The sequence below is a fragment of the Cellvibrio sp. ARAG 10.3 genome (genome assembly GCF_051846955.1).
In the GTDB taxonomy this organism is placed as follows: Bacteria; Pseudomonadota; Gammaproteobacteria; order Pseudomonadales; family Cellvibrionaceae; genus Cellvibrio.
Genome location: NZ_JBPYCU010000013.1, coordinates 116,929 through 136,307 on the forward strand (window position 1 = coordinate 116,929; position 19,379 = coordinate 136,307).

A 19,379-nucleotide genomic window follows, 5' to 3' on the forward strand; every position below is an offset into this window, starting at 1 on the left:
CCCCAACACCAAACGGATTCAGAGCTACAACCTTCACCTACTTCCGATAAGGCTCAATCGTCAAAATCCGCCCTTGGTCATCGTACTTCAACTCCGTCATCTTCACCGACCGCAGATGTGTCACACCGCCGGACAAGATGGAGTCGTGGTAGAACAAATACCATTTGCCTTCAAACTCACAAATCGAATGATGCGTCGTCCAGCCCACTACCGGGGTGAGAATCTGGCCCTGGTAGGTGAAGGGTCCGTAGGGGTTATCGCTGGTGGCGTAACACAAAAAGTGGGTGTCACCGGTGGAGTAAGAGAGGTAATACTTGTCCTGGTACTTATGCATCCACGGGCCTTCAAAGTAGCGGCGTGCGTTGTCGCCAGCTAATAAAGGCTTGCCCTGTTCGTCCAGAATCACCACCTCGCGCGGGGTCTCGGCGAACTGTTTCATATCCGCAGACAACCGTGCGACGCGCGGACCTAAAGCCGGTTCGTGGGCGGCAGGTTCCTGATAATCCGGGCTGTAGGTATTGTCGCGGTAGCATTGCAATTGCCCGCCCCAGATACCGCCGAAGTAGATGTAATGTTCGCCATCATCGTCCCGGTAGACTGCCGGGTCGATGGAGTAGCTGCCTTCGATAGCTTCCGGTTCGGCTTTGAAGGGGCCGGCGGGGTGGTCGCCAATGGCTACACCAATCTGGAACAGGCCATTGGTACGCTTGGCAGGGAAATAAAGGTAATACTTGCCGCCTTTGGTGGCGGCATCCGGTGCCCACATTTGCCGTTCGGCCCAAGGTACATCTTTCACATGCAGTGCTACACCGCAATCTTCCGCCTTGCTGTCGGGGCCATCCATCCGCAGAACGTGGTAATCCTCCATACCGAAGTGATCACCGTTGTCGTTGAATGGAATACCCGCGTCGATATCGTGGGACGGGTAGATATAAAGCTTGCCGTCAAATACGTGGGCCGAGGGGTCAGCGGTGTAGATATGGGTGACCAACGGCTGTGAAATCGCCTTGGCGGCCAGGGCCTGATAATCCTGATTATCATCGGACATGATTAGCTCTCCAGTTATTGCGTTTTAGCACCGGCCAGGCGACGCGCGGCCAGGTCGGCTTCAATCTTGAGTTCAAGGGGTTTGTTGATGGCGTAAAAGAACATGCAACCCGCGGCCAGGAAGAACGGCAAGGAGGCATAGATACTGACGGCCATTTGAATGCCGCCGACGGTCTCGGGGGCCTGCTCCACCAGGGACGCGTTATAGCCGTACATGGCCAGGATGCCGGACACCAGCGAGCTGCCGATCGTCAGGCCGCCCTTGAGGCCGAGGATCATCGCGGAAAAAACAATAGCGGTCGCGCGACGGTTGTTCTTCCATTCCGAATAGTCCGCCACGTCCGCAATCATCGCCCATAACAGGGGAATGGTGATGCCGTAGAAGAAGCCGTGCAGCACCTGGGAGAGAAACACCACACCGATACTCTCCGGCGAAAAGAAATAGAAGATCGCGATAAAAATCGTCGAAATAAACAAGGCCACACCAAACACATTGCGCTTGCCGAATTTATCCGCCAGGCGTTTGGAGAAGCCGATACCGATAATCATCATGATGATGCCGCAGGCGTTAAACAGGCTGAATGCCGAGGTGGGCGCATCTTCCGGCCAGGCAAATTCGGTCAGGCCCAGGCTGGTCAGCAGGCTGTTGAGGCCGGCAATAAAGCCGTTAAAACCAACGTTTTGCAGGAAGCTCGCCAGATGTGGCTCGCTGAGGTAATTCTGGAAGTAGTAGATATACATACCGCCTTTCAGGGGCAGGGTGATAAAGACCAGCACGGTCACGATCAACATCACCAGCCAGGGCAGGTTTCTGACCAGGTCCGACAAGTCCTGGCCCACGGTGTTGCGCGATTCCACCACCGGCAGCACCCGCTCGCGCGTGGTCAGGAAGGTGATGATGAAAAAGATCGTGCCGGTTATCGAGAAGAACAGCATCGCCTTTTCAAAGCCCAGCGCCTTGTCGCCACCGCCGAGGATCAATACCAACGGCAACAGCAGCACCTGGATAATAAACTGCGCCACCATCACCGCCACAAAACGGTAGGACGACAAGCTGTTGCGGTCAGCCATGCTGCCGGTGAGCACACCGCTCAGAGCGGAATACGGCAGGTTGTTTGCGGCATAGATCAGCAGCAAAAGGATGTAAGTAGCATAGGCGTAAGCCACCTTGCCGCCCTCACTGAAGTTGGGCGTGCTAAAGGCCAGCAAGGCCAGGCCGCCAAAGGGAATGGCAGTCCACAATACCCAGGGGCGGAATTTACCCCAACGGGTCGTGGTGCGGTCGGCAATAATCCCCATCACCGGTGTAAACAATGCACCTACAATACCGCCAATAGCGGTAATCGCGGCCGCCTGGGCCGGCGGGATGCCGTACACATCGGTGTAGAAGAAGGCGATAAAAGTAACAAGGGTTTGAAAGATCAGGTTGGCCGCCAGGTCACCCAGGCTATAACCAATCTTCTCTGTCACGGACAGTCTTTGCGAGTTGGTAGTCATAGATCAGTTTTCTTATGTATTGTGGAGCTGCTGTATAGAGCTGAAGGGTATCGGGGATACCGGTCAAGGGGGCTGGCACCAACCCACTTATAGTCTAGATGACAAACATACCCTTAAATATACGAGAATGCCAGTGGTGAAGCTATCCAGGTGGGCTTTTTACGCGTGTCAACGCTCAATCTTATAGACCATATCTATGCTCTGTGCCTCACCGGATGTGGCTTCAAGACGCAAACGGTCGGTCATTTGGTATTCCATCTCCACACTGAAGGCCTGATCAAACAGGCCGACCACATAGCGCACAAACAGGCGGGGACTGAGGTATTTACCGACCGAGAGGGAGCTTTGTTCCAGCCCTTCATCGGATCGGATGGTGAGTTCATCGACATGCAAGGTGCGCGCAATTTCCTCCTGGATACCCGGCCCACTGCTCATGCCCAGCCCGCTGACAGCGCTGAGTAACATGTAGGCATCGGCAGCGGAAGCCTCCGACAGCGGCTTGCCGGTGAGCAGGATGGCCATGGCCTGGCTGTCATTTAAATCACCTTCTCTGTCCCTAATCTGGCTGTTAGGTTGTTGCAGTGTGCCATCGATCTGCAGCTCAACTGTGTATTCGGGCGTCTCCCGCACCGCGAGGATATCCAGGCCAGGGTTGTCGTAAGGCCCCTGAAACAGTAGCCGCCCGCGCTCTATCTCCAGTTCCTGGCCGTAGGCCTTGTAGATCCCATCCACCACGCTGACATAGCCGGTAGTCAGCAGCGCCCGTGGCGGTGATTGCAGGATGTTGATTTTCCCCACCAATTTGCTGTCCAGGCCGAAGCCGTTGAAACGCACATCATTGCCGATCTCCAGGTCCAGATTGATGAATACCGGGATACCCGCCACCACCGTTTCATCGCCGTTCTCGTCGTCGATAATCACAACGTCCCTGGACACCCGGGTGGCGTTGGCCGGCAGTGCCTTTATCTCGGCCCGGGCATAGGGAATGCGGGTGGCACCCTGGATACGGATGGCCTCGCCGCTGGCGGATAGATCAATGCGGGGACTGATGTTGGCCTTCAACTGCTGCTGTTGCAGCACCTGGAAATTCTCGCCGGTAACATTGCCCTGCAGCTGCCAGTCTTCACTACCCAGGTTATTCAGGTCACCCGTGACGCGGAGCTGACCGGGGCCGGAGGTTGCCGAGGCTTGCAGAGCAATATTGCCGCCACGCTGGCTTTGCAGGCGCGCCGTCACTGCCGTCAATTCCACCCCCAGGCGTGGCACCTTGGCGGCGCCATCCACCAGGTTCAACTGGCCGATCACGTCCGGTTGCTGTAGCTTGCCGCTAACCTGTACGTCTGCTGCCAGGCGGCCCTGCACATCATCCGTCAATGGAATCAGCGCCTCCAGAGGTGCCAGATTGGTAAAGTTCGCCGTAATCTCTCCGGTGATATTGTCCTGCCCAAAATCAATTTGGGTCGTTGCCCGCACATCGCCGTAATTGGCCCAGTCCATGACGAATAACCCGTCAAGCTTGTCGTCTTTCAGGTCAGCCGTGAGTTGCGCCCTGTTCCAGGCGTATATGTTGGGTTCTTCGTCGGCGAACTGGTAGCGCAGCTCGCCGTCGCGGGTTTGCAGGGTGAGTGCTGCGGTCATGCCGGTAAAGGCGGAGGTTTTATTGGGTCGAGTGGTATCCAGGCGAAAATTCAGCTCGCCGTCCACTACGCCGCCGAGGGTGACATCGGGTTTTAGCCAAGGCCGTGCCTGGCGCAAGGGTGCTGCAAACAGGCTAGCCTGCAATTGCACCCCGCTCTGCGCCTGCCACTGCCCCTGAAGGCACAACTGTGGCGTCTCAATGAAGGGATCGTCAGCCGCCGGAATTTCGCCACCCGCCTGGTTATCGTTAGCGACCGCCTCGCCCCCGCCATCCTCGCCCCGGTTGGCATTGCCCCAGCGCACACGGGTGGTCAAGCACTGTGTGCCGATCCTTGCCTGCTGTGCATCCACCTGCATCCATTCACTGCCGGTTAACCACCACCGAGGGAGCTGTTCAGTATCAATCTCCAGTGAATCAAATTTGCCACGCCACTGGCCATCGCTGTATTGACTCTGCAATACAAAGGTCAAGCGTCCCAGGGCTTCACTATCCAGGTCGGCTTGCAACTGATGGCGCGCGAGGTCGCCGGAGCCTTTAAGCTGTAGTTGCTCGATCTCCTGCTGATTGATGTGCAGGTCCTGCGCCGTCAATGCCAGGGCATAGTTGCCCGCGCCGGTACGTTCCAGTTGCAGATCCACTTCGTCGACAGCATACCCCTGCCACTGCAGGTCCTTGCCCTGGGCTGTGGCTTCCACACGCGGCTCGGTCAGGTTGCCCTGCAACCGTCCGGTAGTGGATAGCGTGCCGGTAATACGCGGATCGATCTGGGTGAGCAAAGGCGCGTTGAGTTGCCATTGCAGATCAATCTGATCGCTGTAGCTACCGGACACGTGAATCTGGTTGGCCCCCAGGGTGAGGCGCAACTGGTCGCTGAACCAGCGTTGGCCGTCATAACCGACATCCCCAAGACCGGTAGCTTCAAGGCCGCGCAACTGGCCATTCAGCGCCAGCTCGGTCACACGCACCGCGAGGTTTTTTTCTGCCTGATCAGCTGCCGCTGCGTAACCGCCGGTTGTCTTCAATGCCAGGCGCAGATTACCCGGCCATTCCGGCATATAGTGGGCCGGGTTCAGTTGCTCCGCTTCCACCGCCAGATCCCAGCTGACTGCGGGCAGCCAGGTCACCGCGCCGCTGGTGCTCAGGGTCGCAGCCTGGGGCGCCAGAGCGTTGTCATCAAGGTTGATTTGCTGCAGGGTCAAGTCGGTGATAGCCACCTGTTTCAGGTCGCCGCGCACATCAGCCTGAACGGCAAAGTCACCCCAGGCTTCCTGGGCAACCTCGCCCTTGAGGCGCGCATGATAATTGTCGTACCAACCGGATACATCCAGGGTGGCACTGCTGATCGGCGGAGCAAGATTGGCGGGAAACCAGCGCGCCAATAAAGTCTGGTCCTGCCATTCATTTTGCAATATCAGCTGGGGCGACTGGCGCGGCTGGTCATCCTCGGTCACCAGGTTGGGATGAAATGTCCCCTCAGATGCAACCACAAAGGGAGTCGCGAGTTGATGTTCAATAGCCAGTTCCTGAATGTCCCCGCGCACATCGCCGGCGCCGCTAAACCGTACGGGGTCTTCGTCAACGGCTGCGCGTGCCGGAAGGTCGTAATACCATGTGGCGTTTACATTGGCCGCATAAGGAAAACGCAAACCGATGCGCCCGGATACCTCTGCGCCGTAGCCCGGCGTTATTACCGCAAATTCATTCATGCGGAAATTAAACGTCCCGAGGCTGAGTGACCCGCTGATGCTTTGCAGGTAAATCAGCGGCTGTTGGCCGCGCTGGATATAAATATCGCGCAACTGTACATCGCCCAGTTCAATCCGCACCGGCAGCGCAAAACTGGGCCATTCAAACGGCTCGGCCCGGGGCGCATCGGTGGGTGGTGGCAAGATGATATTGATGTCCTTTGCTTCCAGCGACTGCACCGACACCGCGCTGTACAGCAAGGCCAGCGGCTGCCAGCGAAAAGACACGTCTTTTGCGCGATAACGTTGATGCAACTGCCCATCGCGGCGCTGCTTAAAGTCAAAGAAGGTCACATCCAGGCCGGTGAGCAAATTACCCTTCAGCTCTCCCACCTCCAGAGTGCCGACCTGTTCAGGTAGCCACTGCGCCACCTTACGAATCACCCAGCGGCTGCCACCTTCCGTTGCCACCAGCGCACTGATGGATGCAAGGCTGGCCAATACCAACAGCAAAACACCGAGGATGATGCGCTTCAGCCACCGGAGAATCATAGATCCGGCCCCATGCTTAAATGCAGTGCCCAACCGCGCCCTTCATCCAGGGCTTTGGCCACATCGACACGCACCGGACCGATGGGCGAGATCCACCGCACACCCAGGCCGACGCTACGCGCAAAATCAAAATCGAAATCATCGCCCGCATTACCCTGATCGTAAAATGCGGCAACAGCCCATTTGGGGCGCACCAGGTAATCGTATTCGACGCTGGTGACCAGCAGGTTGTTACCACCGACAACTTCGCGGACGACCTCACCGTCCACTTCAATGTCTTTTTTCGGCCCGAGCGATTTATAGTCATAACCCCGCACACTGGCGTCACCACCGGCAAAGAAACGTACTGATGCAGGTAATTCTGTAAGTTCGTCGACTTCGGTCATACCCGCTTCCGTGCGCAACAGCAAGCGCCCCTTACCCAAGGGATAAATGTATTTGGCCCGACCGTAGAGTTGTATAAAACTGGTACTGGAGCCGAGGGTTTCCGGCGAGCCCGACAGGCGCGCCAATAAATTCCAACCGCGCCGGGGATAACTGATATTGCCATCATGCTCCGTGCGAAAAATGCTGACAGACGGAATGATCAAGTGCGTGCGCTTTTCATCTTCACTACCCACGACCGAATCTTCACGCTCGTAGTTCAACGCGTAGGTATACAACCAGTCGTTGTCCTCAAAGCGCGTATAGCTGCTACCGATCTTGTACAGGTCACTGCGACTGGACTCGGTATTGGTACGCTCGTAACCGGTATACACCTTGAGGTATTCATCGGCCGGCCGGGTCATGGGAATGTTGTAGGCCGTTTCAAAGGTCGAGGTCACTTCCGACAAGCTGAGGTCGGCAGTGAGCGAGTGACCGCGACGGCTGATATAGCGATCCTCAAAGCCAAACAACAAGCGCGGCCCGGTGTCCGTCGCCACACCGGCACCCACGGAATAGCTGTAGCGTTTGCGCGCTTCCAGTGAAATATTAATCGGGACCGATTCGCCTTCAAGATTCTGCAAATCCGGCGCGATAGTCGAAGTGCTGAAAAAGTTGCTGTTGTTGTACCGGCTTTTTAATTCAAGCAGCTCTTCCGCGTTGTAATAATCCCCCTCCTTGAATTCGATATAACGCTGCACAAAACCATCGTTGAGGATGTCCTGTTCAATGTTGATAGTCCCGATGCGATAGCGCGGCCCGGTGTCGTACACCAACTCCACCACGGCAGCATTCTCGCCGACATTGACTGCCACCCGCGCGTGCTGAAACTTACCGTCAAAATAGCCGCGATTGGCCGCGAGGGTAGTGAAACGATTTTTCAGGGTTTCATAGCGGCCGTGATTCAACCGATCACCTTTAGCGATATCAGGCTTTTCCTGAATGCGCTGAAACGCCGGATCACTGACTCCATCACCGCTGATGACAATTCGCACTTCCTGCACCAGCACCGGATCACCGGGGGTAAGCGTAACCACCATATTCCAACAGTCATCGGTGCGGGTTAATTCATGTTCAAAGGTCAGGCGGTAGTAGCCCAGGGCTTGCCCGGCGGCAGCAATTTCGCGTTCGGATTCGCGCAGCAGGGAACGCAACCGCCAGGGTGGTGTATTACAGGCCTCGTCATACAGCGGCAAAAAATGGCGGATGTTTTCCCGCAGCGCTTCGCTCCCACCCTTGATCTCGATCTTAGGCTTGGGCTGGGCGGCCACAGTCAGGCTCCCCCCGAACGCGACGAGCAGTGTGACAGGTATCAATAGGTTAACGGGGAATCGCAGCAAGGTTTACATCCTACACAGTCAATTTACAACAAGGTCCTGACAACCATTAAAAAACCCTGCATACAGTGGTTGAACGCCATCACCTCCGGGGATGACAACCGACCCTGAATATAGCCGTTACTTTACCGTCTTGACGGATATCCTCAAAGCACGCGCGCCGCGAAGGTGTTATTTTTTGTAAAACCTTTGCTGCGTAAAACCCGCGTTTAACCGTTATACTCAGCGCCGATCCAACAGCCCGGCAGGAACCCGATGCTCAGTTATCGTCATGCTTTTCACGCTGGCAATTTTGCCGATGTGCTTAAACACAGCGTGTGGTTGCACACATTGTCCTATCTACAACAAAAAGATAAACCGCTCCGGATTATCGATACCCATGCCGGTGCCGGCGGTTACCACTTTGGTGGACACCAGCCCATCAGGAATCGTGAGTATGACAACGGAATCGGCCAATTGTGGCAAAAGGCGGATTTGCCGCCATTGCTCGCCACTTACGTAAAAGCCGTTCAAGCCTTTAATGCCGAGCAAACGCTCGCCCATTACCCTGGCTCGCCGTTGCTGGCCCAGGCGCTGCTGCGTCCGCAAGACCGCTTGTTTTTACACGAATTGCACAGTACCGATTGCCGTTTGCTGCGCGACGCCATCGGTAAAGATCCGCGCGTCAAGATTATCGAGGAAGACGGCTTCCAGGGGTTGCAAGCACTGCTGCCGCCACCGGACCGGCGCGGTCTGGTGTTGATCGATCCCTCCTACGAAATCAAGAGCGATTACCAGCATCTGGTCAGGCAGGTCATCAGCGCTCATCAACGTTTCGCTACCGGCACCTACCTGATCTGGTACCCGGTAGTGTTGCGCCAGCGCATTGACGAGATGGAAAGGGCGCTGCAAAAAAGCGGCATTCGCAATATTCAATTGTTCGAATTCGGCATTGCGCCGGATCATCCCGACTACGGTATGAGCGCCAGCGGAATGATCGTAATCAATCCACCCTGGACCCTGTGGGCGGAGATGGAAGCTGCCTTGCCCTACCTCGCCGACCAGCTTGCAAAGCCGGGCGAGGGTCACTATCGTCAAGTGCAAGTGGTACCGGAATAAATTCCTTTGTCAGCAGGTGATCCATGAAACTTTCCCTGAAAGCCGCGCTTTTCTCCGGGCTGGTGTACCCCGGCGCAGGATTTTTTTTAATGAAGCGCTATTGGCTGGTGTTACTCTTCGCTCTGCCCGCCACCCTCGCCGTCGGTTACATCATGTACTACGTGATGGATGTTGCGCAGGTCATCGCCGAGCGCATCGTCAACGGCCAGATTCCCGCCGATATGGTGTCGATTCGCTCAGCCATCAACAAGGCCCTCGCCGCTGACAATCCCTGGCTGACTACCGCCAAGATTGCTTTCGTTATCTCCTGGCTGGGCAGTGTGCCTGCGTCTTACTGGTTGGGCGCACGCGCTGAAAAAAGCACCGCGCTCGCGTCCGCAACTCATTAAATTTTTTCTTGAGGTTTTATCGTGCAGGCCACTTTGACCACGATCTGTCTGTTGACGTGCAGTAATGTATTCATGACCTTTGCCTGGTATGCGCATCTGAAAGAATTGAATCAAAAACCCTGGATCATCGCGGCATTGGTGAGCTGGGGTATCGCGTTGTTTGAATACCTTTTGCAGGTACCGGCGAACCGGATTGGTTACACGGTTATGAACGTCGGGCAGCTCAAGATTATGCAGGAAGTGATTACGTTGAGTGTGTTTGTGCCTTTTGCGGTGTATTACATGAAGGAGCCGTTGAAGCTGGATTATTTGTGGGCGGGGTTGTGTTTGTTGGGGGCGGTGTTTTTTATGTTTCGGGATAAGTTTACTGGGTAATTTTGAGCGTGCCGGATGGTGCGGGGAAGGGGTTGTGAGACACGCCGTGAACCCGTCCATGGGGGCTCATCACCGACATCCATGTCGGTGATGGTCTCACAACCCCTTCCCCGCACCATCTCCGAACAATGTGCCAAGAAACTGAATTATTGAAAGAATAAGTGCACCTAAAAATATTAAGTTGTGAGGTTTTTGATCCATTTGCGGGTGCGGATACGGCGGATAACGGGTAAAAATTTCAGGCCGTCTTCCAGGAACATGAGTGCGTACAAAATAACGAACCAGTAGTTGCCAAAGAACACGGCTGCCGCGTATATGGGCAGGCCGAATACCCACATGACGACCGTGTCGGTGATCAAACAAAAACGATTGTCACCGCCGGCACGAAGTACGCCGATGATGCGAATCATGTTGAGAATTTTCAGCCACACCAGTGCGCAGAAAACGCCGAGGGTGTTCATCAGCAATACCGTGGATTTTTCATCCAGTTGATCAAACACCAACAGAATATACGGCCGTGCAAACCAGAGGGCGAGGCTGAAGAAAATGACCAGCCCGAGGGTGAGGCGATCAAAGAAGCGGTAGAGTCGCCAGGCTTCGGCGGTGTCGTCGGCGCCCAGCGCGCGGCCCACCAATACGGCCGATGCGTTGGCCAGCCCCACAAACAAAGCAAAAAATGCACTTTCCAGCGGAACGATAACGCCCATCACGGCCAGCGCTTCGGTGCCGGCGAAGCCGGTAATAACGTGGTAAGCCGAATTGCCCACGGCCCATATCGCATAATTCGCTACCAACGGTAAGGCAAATACGCTGTAACGCAGGATATGTTCTTTGTCGACGCCCGCGCGTAATTGCGCAAAGGTCAGGGCGAAGCCGTGTCTGGTGAGGTACAAATAGCTGAGCATAAAACCCAGTTGCAGTGCGCGCGCCGCCAGGGTTGCCCAGGCCGCACCGGCAACACCCAGCGCCGGAAAGCCCCAGTGGCCGAAGATCAAGGCGTAGTTCAGGGTGATATTCACAATCGCCGCAATCACGCCGGCTATCAGCGGCATGGTGGTATTGCCCAACGCGCGCAGCGATGCTTCGAAGATCACGATCACTTGCGTCAACAACAAGACCGGTGCGGTGATTTGTAAATATTGTGCAGCCAGTGCGGCTACCTGCGGGTCCGGGTTAATCCAGTTTACCCAGATGGGTGCGGCAAATGCGAAAGCCAGGGTGAACGGCAGCATCACCACCATACCGACAAACAAGGTCACCGACACGGTGCGTTGGCAACTGGGGAAATCCCGCGCGCCCGTGTACTGCGCCACCAGCACACTGCAACCGGTCGCCAGGCCACTCATCAATACCAGCAATAAAAAATGGATCTTCGCCGCCAGCCCCACCGCCGCAATCGCCTGCGGCCCCAAACCGCCCACCATGATGACATCGGCCATGCCGAGCATGGACTGCAACAACATCTGCGCAGCCACCGGCAGGGCCAATACCAGCACACTGAGCCAGAAAGTTTTGGGGGTTTTAGGCAGGGTCACAACGGCTCCGGGAAACGGATTGAGGAAAAGTCACGCTTTTATAGAAAGTCGCGCCTATTATAGAGGTTGGAATAATAAGCGCATGGGGAATCCACGCAAGGCAGAGGAATTTACATTTCTTTAGCGGTAAAGCGCCGAAAGAAAATCCTGCGTAATCCGGTTAACGATCCGTCACATGCTGCACGACCAAACTGCCGACCATATCGCCTTCCACATTGACCGCTGTGCGCACGGTGTCGAGCAACCGATCAATGGGAAGCAAAATGGCAACCGCTTCCGCAGGCAGGCCGACGGATTGCAACACCATGATCATGGTGACCATGCCTGCGCTGGGAATACCCGGCGCGCCCATGGAAGCAATCATGGCGGTGAAAAAAATCACCAGTTGTTGTGCAAGACTGAGTTCAATTCCGACGAGGTTGGCAACAAATAAAGCGGCGGCGGCTTCATAGAGTGCGGTGCCATCCATATTCACCGTTGCGCCCAGGGGAATGACAAAACCGGCGATGTCGCGCCGGACATGGAGTTGTTCCTCAGCGCAACGCAAGGTGACCGGCAAGCTCGCTGTGCTGGAACTGGTGGCAAAGGCGGTGACCATGGCATCGCGCGCGCCGCGCAGAAACCAGAGCGGTGATTTGCGCGTAATAATAAATAACAGCAAGGGTAAAACCACCAATCCGTGAATCAGGGTCGTACCAAACACCAGTGCGATAAAACCCGTCACGGTTTTTAATAGCATGACATCCTGCGTGCCCACCAGTTTGATCAACAGCGCCAGGATACCGAGCGGCGCCAGCACCATAATCCAACGCACAATGCGCATGATCAGCTCAAGAAATTCCTGCAACAGGTTCAGAATATTGCGATAGCGTTCACCGCCGATAACCAGCGCAATGCCGATAAATAACGCAAAGATAACCACCGGCAACACCTTTGCTTGCGCAAGGGCCGCGAATGGATTCATAAACAGATTGTGAAAAAAATGAACGAAAAATTCTGCCATGGTTAATTGGTTGGCTTCGAAATTTTCCATCGCATCCTTGAATAAGGATAACTCCAGCCCGGCACCCGGCTTGAAAATATTCGCGACTGTTAATGCAAGTAACATCGCAAGGCTGGTGGACACCGCAAAATAACCCAGCGTGGTCGTCCATACGCGGTGCACCTGGTGATGCGCCTGCAAATTCGCAATGCCCACCGCGATCGATGTGAACACCAGAGGGATCAACACCATCTTGAGCAAGTCAATAAAAATACCGCCGACAATGCCACTGGTATAAAGCACCAGGTCACGCGTAGCCGAGGTATCAGCGAGCCCGCTGACCCACCAGCCCAGGAGAATGCCGAGCACGGCAGCAACTAAAATCTGAACATTAATACCTGGCATGAAACGTCCCGATGAAAATCTTATTGATAACCCTGGCGGCGGTGCTGATTCAGCAGGTGATGGTAATCACCCTCCAGCCGGTAATGGTGTTCCTCCATATTCACCAGTTCAATCTGCAAGCCACTCAGTTCGTAACGCAGTTCACGAATAATGCGTAGATGTTCCGCGCGCGCGTCAGAATCGCTTTGCTCGCTGATAATTTCACCTTCGTGGTAGGCAATGTCCGCATCAATTTCCTCAATCCGGTGCCTGATGGAAACCATGTCCATCGCTATGTCGTCGAGTTGCTTTTTTACCTGATAGCGATCCTGTCCATCGCGATACGCTTGCATAAAGGTATCGACCAGATCCAGCGGACAAATACCGCGATAGGCATTGCCGCGCGCACCCTCACTGTAACCGCGTTCGCGGGTGCAATATTGCCGCGCCCCCTTACGATGGCCTTCTTCGTAGGTCGTCATATCCGGTACGACCTTGACCGAGGCGCAGGCTTTGCGGTGTTGTCCGATACGATCCAGTGCGTAACCGTTGCTGGCATCTTCAAAACCGATCATATACCAGTCCGCGTTTAAACATTCGTCTTTGCTCAGGGTTGCACATCCGGTCATAAGCAACAGCGCGATCATCATACTTATCTTTTTTGTCATGGGTTTTCTCTGAGTACGTAGTCGGGCAGCGCGCCTGAACCGCCTGCCACAATTCGCCATAATTCATCAGCGCTTTTCCTTTTTCTCGCCACGGACGTGCCTTTTTCCTGCGGTTTACTAACCATCGTCAAGAACACATTTTCCTTAAACACTTATACCCCTTACGCACTTACATAAAGGATCGCAATCATGAAAAAAGCAATCGCATTATCCATGGCTCTCATCTCGTCTGCCACCCTGCCGTTGGCCGCACAGGCTGACGATGTCAAAACCGATGTCAAACAAGCGACGGTGTTTACCACCGCGGGTATCCTCGGCGCCATCGCCGGTGGCCCCATCGGTTTGTTTGTAGGCGCCATAGGTGGTGCTTACCTGGGTGAACAAATTGAAAAAGCCGATCAACTTGATAATGCCCAACTGGCGCAGGCGGATGCAGAGATGACCATTTCTCATTTGAACACTGAATTGATTGAACGTAGTACAGCGCTGGAACAACTGCAACAACAGACCTTTGACCAATTGCAACTACAAGTCCTGTTCCTGACCGGATCAGACAGCCTCACTGCGCAGGGCGAAAAGCAATTGCAGATTCTCGCTGATTTCCTCAACAAGCACCAACATTTAAACATTCATCTACACGGTTACGCCGATCCACGCGGCACCGAAGATTATAACGAAGTCCTGTCCCACTACCGCGCCATCTCGGTGAAAGATGCCCTTGAGCTGGCTGGTGTGGATTATTCACGCATCAGCATTACCGCCCACGGTGCAAATCGCCCCAAGATGCCACAGGACAATGCCGATACCTACGCACTGGAGCGTCGCGTGGAAATTGAAATTGTGAATCCACAACCGAATGTGGTTTCAATGCAATTTGATTAAGCGAAACAACTGCCCCGCAAGGCAAGAATTTTTCTTCATCAGGTAAGGAGATGTACGACAAGGACGTATCCTGATGAGAAAAATGGCGTTTGTGTGGTCTACCCGAAAGCAATACTCAGTATCATAACAGGGAGACCGGCATGGCTTTTATCCAGCACCATATCAGGAATTCTGTCCGGAATTTCCTTATGTTCTGCACCGCATTACCTGCCGGCGCACAGCAAGACAAGGCTCCCACCGCCACAGATGAAATACCCGGCATCGCGCCGGCCATTGAAGAGGGGCAGATAATCATTCAGAAATTTAGTGACGCCTTACCCACTCTATTGGCGTGCCTGATGATCGCTGCGGTGGTCTGGTTACTGGCGAAGTTAATATCCCGTTGGGTCTTTGGCATCCTGAGTCAGCGTTTGAATAGCCTGATGCTGAGCCGCTTGGTGGCCCGGCTTTTTGCTTTACCGGTGCTACTGATGGGTATCTTTCTCATTTTAAGTATTACCGGGCTGGGTAATCTCGCAGCGACGGTTATCGGTGGTACCGGATTGCTGGGCCTGGTTATCGGCTTCGCGTTTCGCGACATTGCCGAAAACTTTCTCGCCAGCATCCTGATCAGTTTGCAAAGGCCATTCAAGTTGGGTGAGACCATCAAGGTGCTTGATTACACCGGCGTGGTTCAATCCGTAACAACGCGTGGCACAATATTAATGACACTTGAAGGAAACCATGTACAAATTCCCAACACCATCATTTATAAAGAACCCATCACCAATTTTTCGGCGAACCCCGGTATGCGGCTCGATTTTGCCGTCGGTATTGGCTACGACGCCAGCATTTCACGGGCACAGGAGATTGCCATGCAGCAGTTACTTGCGCACTCCGCCGTATTGCAACAACCGGAACCCATGGTGCTCGCAGAGCAATTGTCAGCATCCACTGTGAACATGCGGATTTATTTTTGGGTCGATAGCAATGCGCACAGTATCCTTAAGGTGAAATCCGCCATCATCCGGCTTATCAAACACGCGTTTACCGTGCATGGGATCTCCATGCCAGATGACGCGCGCGAAGTCATTTTTCCACAGGGCATCCAGGTCACCACAATACCCGGTAAAGCGGATCAAACAAACAGGCAATTACCTGAAACATCACCGCCAGCAGATGAACAACATGTGCGTGAAGCAGCCTCGTGCACACCGGCGGAAGGGGAACTGACCGCAGAGATTCGTGCGCTTAATGCGCAAGCGGAAAGATCCAATCTGGGCGAGGGAAAAACCACATTATTGAAATAACCGACCAAGAGAACGCATTCAAGGTTGTGAATCAGGATGCTTTGCTTCAGCTGCCGTGGACACGGCATAATCCGAAGGTACAATCCGGCGACCATGGTGCCGTGCATAAACCCGCGTAAATTCCGCACCAAAAAATAGAATCATGCCCGCATAAGACACCCAAAGCATGATCAGGATAATACTGCCTGCCGCGCCATAGGTAGAGCCCGGATCACTGTAGGCAAAATAAAGTCCCAAGGCGAACTTGGCGAGTACAAATAACAAAGAGGTGACCAGCGCACCGATCCAGACATCGCGCCATTCGATCTCCGCATCGGGCAGGAATTTATAGATAGCGGCGAATAACAAGGTAATAACACTCAAAGAAACACTGATGTCGAGCAGACGAAAAACAATATTGAGTGAGTCGGAAAAATATGCCGCAACCCAGTTACTGATCATGCTCAACACGGTGGACAACACCAGCGACACCAGTAATAGAAAGCCCACCACCAGAATCAATCCAAACGAGAACAAGCGGTCCATCACCAGCTTGAGCAATTTGCGTTTGGGTTGGGGTTTAACTTCCCACATCAAATTCAGGGTTTGCTGCAGCTGGTAAAACACCCCCGTTGCACCAAACAACAAAGTGGCCAGACTGATGATGGATGAGAGGGTAAAGCCGCTGCTCTCGCTGGCGTTGGACACAATTGTCTGCACATCTTGCGCAGCTTTATTGCCAACCAGCGCGCGAATTTGCTGATCGATTTCGTCACTGACGGCCTGTTGCTCAAAAAAATAACCGGTCAGGTTAATAATGATGATAAGCAACCCAGGCAATGAAAAAATGGTGTAGTAGGCTATTACCGTGCTGTTACGAAACGGATCGCGATTGATCCATTGGGTGAAGGTTTCTTTTAATAGACTGCCCATGCTTTTCATATGCCGCACAATTATCACCTTACTCCAATCCGTTTTGTCACCAGATCATACATCGCAAAACTATTGCAGATAATGCGGGTTGCATTTTTTATTCCATTATTCGAACGACAAACGAAGCGCGTATTTTACGAGGTAAATCTTCAGGAGCGAGGCAATTCTTGTCAGAATTACAAAGACGCGTTGTAAAAAAGGGCTGTGCCCTTCTCATTTTTTTATGGTTTCTTTTATTTTGTCGGCGTATTGCCCAACACCTGAAACCAGCGTTCCAGCCGATAACCCTGTTGGTCGATCAATAACAATTTGTGCCAGCCAGGTTCCAGCGACACGCTTTGTTCGTGGAAGGTATTGGTTTCTCCCAAAAAATTATCATCCAGATGCCAGTACAGAATCGTCTGTGGCTGGCGGTGTACCGCTTGCAATATGACGCGGCTGCGGCGACCATCCAGATCAACCGGAATATAAACCCGGCTGCCTTCGTGGGGATACAGCAAATCCATAGGCTGGTCATCATCCACCTCACCGCGTTCGGCCAAACAATCCGGGCGCCAGGGCGGTAAGCTGCGATAATCACTGTGGTATTGCCGCCAAAAAAATTCCTGCGCCGGCGGCAGGACAAACCACTCCACCGCTTGCATATGGTTAACCGATTCGCACCGGCTGTGTACACGAAATTGGCCAGTGTTATCCAGATGCACACGCCGATGAAACGGCGTGACTTGCTGAAAATGGCTATCGACGGGAATCAGAATATCCTGGGCGGCGCACTGGCCGCCGGCGAGGTAACCGCCGTTGCGACACACACTGACCGTCTTCAACGCGTGCAACGGTCGATCAAACCAACTGCTCGCACCGACGCGATCAAATACGTCAAATAAAATTGGCGCCGCGCTGGTTTGTCCGCTTAAAAAACTCGCGGCTTCACCGCCGGCATTACCTACCCATACACCCAGCGTGTAACGGCCGTTACTGCCGATGGCCCAGGCATCGCGCAGACCATAACTGGTACCGGTTTTCCAGGCGATTGTCTGGCTGCCGGAAAAATCCCGCCATAAATTTTCATTGCCGGGCCGCACCACTTCTACCATCGCCTGCAAGGTTAGCCAGGCAGCGCCTTGATCCAATACGGCGGGCGATGCGGATGCCGCCGGCTCATCACGCAACAGACGCACCGCGGAATGCGTAGCATCCGCTCCGTCGCGGGCACTGGCGACCATGCGCGCGTAAATACCCGTGAGTTCCCACAGTGTGCCCTCGGCACCGCCAAGAATTAATGTCAGACCATAATCATCCGCCGCACGAAATAACGTAGTCATCCCCAGTGCCTGCAAGTGATGATGAAAACGGCTGATACCGTACTCGCGCAACATACGCACCGCTGGCACATTCAGTGAATGGGCCAGCGCGTAATGAGCGGGCACTGCGCCGCGATATTGGCGATCATAATTTTGTGGTTTATAGCCGGCGAATTGTGTGGGGATGTCAGACACCAGGGTGGTCGGCAACAATTCGCCATCCTGCAACATCAATCCGTATAACACCGGTTTTAAAATACTGCCGGTGGATCGTGGGCGCTGGATAATATCCACGTGCGGCGCATAACGCTGTTCATCTTGCCATGCCTGATTGCCGATGTAGGCGCGCACCGCCATGGCCTGATGATCAATCAATAACACCGCAATATTATTCGCCCCTTCATTCGCCAGGCGCCGACTGTGACGCTGAACAACGTGCTGGACATGCTGTTGCAACGGCGCATCCAGCGTTGAGTGCAACACAGCGTTATGTGGAAATTGTTGTGTCAATGTCGAGAGCAAATGCGGCGCCGCTTGCGGCAAGGGTTGCGGTTTTTCTGGCAGGGGTTCAAGCAGCGCCAGCTCCAGGTCCAGTGCTGATAATTTTTTTTGCGCATGTAAACGTTGCAATAAACGGTTACGTTTTGTTTGTAACACATCCCGCTGACGCCCCGGATGAATCAAGGCCGGGCTGTTGGGTAAAACGGCAAGCAAAGCGGATTCGGCCCAGGATAATTCCTCCGGCGCGCGGCCAAAATATCGCCAGGCCGCCGCGCGCAAACCGACAATGTTGCCACCAAAAGGCGCGTGACTGGCGTAGTGAATCAATAATTCATCTTTGGTAAAACGCCATTCCAATTGCAGTGCGCGCAACGCTTCAATCATCTTACTGGTGAGCGTACGCGGCGGTTCGTCGCGCAGCATACGCGCCAGCTGCATGGTGATGGTACTACCGCCGCTGGTGACGCGTCCTTCGCGCAGATTACCCCAGGCAGCGCGCGCAATTGCCACGGGATCGACGCCGGGGTGTTGGTAAAAGCGACGGTCTTCAAACAGCAACAAGGCTTGCACGTATTTTTCCGGCAGCTTATCCACCGGCGCGAAGCGCCATTGCTGATCGCTGGCAATACTCGCGCCGAGCAGCTGACCATTACGATCCAGCAATATCCTGGCATAGCTCACGCGGCTCAATTTCTCTGGCAAGGGCGCAAACTGCAAAACCAACATCGCCACCAGAACCAATGCCGCGATGACCAATATTCGAAAACCCAAAGCCTGCTTCATCAATCGCTTTTCCGCACAATCAGCGTAGATACCATCTCTCCGATACCACCACAAGCAACCCATCAGGCCGCTTGTGGTGAGTATGCTGTTTGATGCTTGA

14 protein-coding genes are annotated in these 19,379 nt (G+C 54.2%); 5 read left to right on the forward strand and 9 right to left on the reverse strand.

Going from position 1 to position 19,379, the window contains the following annotated elements:
- Window positions 1–37 precede the first annotated feature (37 nt).
- The 4 genes from ACSV5M_RS15980 to ACSV5M_RS15995 form a co-directional block, all read right to left on the reverse strand.
- The gene (locus ACSV5M_RS15980) at window positions 38–1,048 is read right to left on the reverse strand and encodes a glycoside hydrolase family 43 protein (protein ID WP_439177316.1); all 1,011 of its coding nucleotides are present in this window, start codon (window positions 1,046–1,048) and stop codon (window positions 38–40) included.
- 14 nt (window positions 1,049–1,062) lie between these two features.
- Window positions 1,063–2,544 (reverse strand): MFS transporter, encoded by a 1,482-nt coding sequence (locus ACSV5M_RS15985; protein ID WP_439177317.1) that lies wholly within the window; start codon window positions 2,542–2,544, stop codon window positions 1,063–1,065.
- A gap of 168 nt (window positions 2,545–2,712) precedes the next feature.
- Window positions 2,713–6,420, reverse strand: coding sequence for a translocation/assembly module TamB domain-containing protein (locus ACSV5M_RS15990; protein WP_439177319.1), 3,708 nt, complete (start codon window positions 6,418–6,420; stop codon window positions 2,713–2,715).
- Window positions 6,417–8,114: an autotransporter assembly complex protein TamA gene (locus tag ACSV5M_RS15995; RefSeq protein WP_439177321.1), complete on the reverse strand. Its 1,698-nt coding sequence runs from the start codon at window positions 8,112–8,114 to the stop codon at window positions 6,417–6,419. The genes ACSV5M_RS15990 and ACSV5M_RS15995 overlap by 4 nt, the downstream gene beginning before the upstream one ends.
- Before the next feature lie 321 nt (window positions 8,115–8,435).
- On the opposite strand from ACSV5M_RS15995, the gene ACSV5M_RS16000 reads away from it, so the two are divergent.
- Genes ACSV5M_RS16000 through ACSV5M_RS16010 form a run of 3 tightly spaced genes read left to right on the forward strand, consistent with a single transcriptional unit; the run spans window position 8,436 to window position 10,042 of the window.
- Window positions 8,436–9,278: a 23S rRNA (adenine(2030)-N(6))-methyltransferase RlmJ gene (locus ACSV5M_RS16000; protein WP_439177322.1), complete on the forward strand. Its 843-nt coding sequence runs from the start codon at window positions 8,436–8,438 to the stop codon at window positions 9,276–9,278.
- A gap of 23 nt (window positions 9,279–9,301) precedes the next feature.
- Complete coding sequence (locus ACSV5M_RS16005; RefSeq protein WP_439177324.1) at window positions 9,302–9,667, forward strand: hypothetical protein; 366 nt, start codon at window positions 9,302–9,304, stop codon at window positions 9,665–9,667.
- A gap of 21 nt (window positions 9,668–9,688) precedes the next feature.
- Window positions 9,689–10,042, forward strand: coding sequence for a DMT family protein (locus ACSV5M_RS16010; RefSeq protein ID WP_439177326.1), 354 nt, complete (start codon window positions 9,689–9,691; stop codon window positions 10,040–10,042).
- A 176-nt stretch (window positions 10,043–10,218) separates the two neighbouring features.
- Here the strand turns inward: ACSV5M_RS16010 and ACSV5M_RS16015 are convergent, their stop codons facing one another.
- The 3 genes from ACSV5M_RS16015 to ACSV5M_RS16025 all read right to left on the reverse strand — a co-directional run bounded on the left by ACSV5M_RS16015 (window position 10,219) and on the right by ACSV5M_RS16025 (window position 13,611).
- A complete protein-coding gene (locus ACSV5M_RS16015) occupies window positions 10,219–11,577 on the reverse strand; it encodes an MATE family efflux transporter (protein WP_439177328.1) in 1,359 nt (452 codons plus the stop codon).
- Window positions 11,578–11,737: 160 nt separating this feature from the next.
- Window positions 11,738–12,964: a dicarboxylate/amino acid:cation symporter gene (locus ACSV5M_RS16020; RefSeq protein ID WP_439177329.1), complete on the reverse strand. Its 1,227-nt coding sequence runs from the start codon at window positions 12,962–12,964 to the stop codon at window positions 11,738–11,740.
- Window positions 12,965–12,984: 20 nt separating this feature from the next.
- The gene (locus tag ACSV5M_RS16025) at window positions 12,985–13,611 is read right to left on the reverse strand and encodes a DUF2799 domain-containing protein (protein WP_439177331.1); all 627 of its coding nucleotides are present in this window, start codon (window positions 13,609–13,611) and stop codon (window positions 12,985–12,987) included.
- A gap of 189 nt (window positions 13,612–13,800) precedes the next feature.
- On the opposite strand from ACSV5M_RS16025, the gene ACSV5M_RS16030 reads away from it, so the two are divergent.
- Together ACSV5M_RS16030 and ACSV5M_RS16035 are read left to right on the forward strand one after the other, a co-directional pair.
- Entirely contained in the window at window positions 13,801–14,493 is a 693-nt protein-coding gene (locus tag ACSV5M_RS16030) for an OmpA family protein (protein WP_439177333.1), read from the forward strand.
- A 188-nt stretch (window positions 14,494–14,681) separates the two neighbouring features.
- A complete protein-coding gene (locus tag ACSV5M_RS16035; protein WP_439177334.1) occupies window positions 14,682–15,782 on the forward strand; it encodes a mechanosensitive ion channel family protein in 1,101 nt (366 codons plus the stop codon).
- A gap of 18 nt (window positions 15,783–15,800) precedes the next feature.
- Here the strand turns inward: ACSV5M_RS16035 and ACSV5M_RS16040 are convergent, their stop codons facing one another.
- A complete protein-coding gene (locus ACSV5M_RS16040) occupies window positions 15,801–16,703 on the reverse strand; it encodes a YihY/virulence factor BrkB family protein (RefSeq protein ID WP_439177337.1) in 903 nt (300 codons plus the stop codon).
- A gap of 224 nt (window positions 16,704–16,927) precedes the next feature.
- Window positions 16,928–19,379: penicillin-binding protein 1C (gene pbpC, locus ACSV5M_RS16045; protein WP_439177335.1), on the reverse strand; the 2,452-nt coding region annotated here is incomplete at its 5' end.